Origin of the sequence: Paraburkholderia sp. SIMBA_053, from assembly GCF_046534895.1 — a bacterium.
Classification (GTDB): domain Bacteria; phylum Pseudomonadota; class Gammaproteobacteria; order Burkholderiales; family Burkholderiaceae; genus Paraburkholderia; species Paraburkholderia caledonica.
Genome location: NZ_JAWRXU010000798.1, coordinates 1 through 267 on the forward strand (window position 1 = coordinate 1; position 267 = coordinate 267).

Below are 267 nucleotides of genomic sequence, written 5' to 3' on the forward strand. Positions count from 1 at the left end.
GCGCGTGACACCCGCCGCATATGTGGCCATCGCCGCATCGACGCCGCCCGCGACGATCGACGTGCCCGCTTCGAGTCCAAGCTGCTCCGTCCATTGCGACAGCAAACCACCCACCACATCCGATGATTCGACCAGATGCTCCGGCATCATCGTCGCGGGTATGCCGAGCATGTCGAGGGCCTCGTCGGACCAGTCGCGCTTCGCGATGTCATACACGCCGCCGATGTTGCCCGCCGAACTGTGATCGACAGCCACTTCGCCCGTCAG

General features: G+C 64.8%; 1 protein-coding gene. It reads right to left on the reverse strand.

The features are described from left to right. Window positions 1–267, reverse strand: a 267-nt coding sequence (locus SB753_RS37775; protein ID WP_410805249.1) for an FGGY family carbohydrate kinase, incomplete at both ends; no start/stop codon positions are given.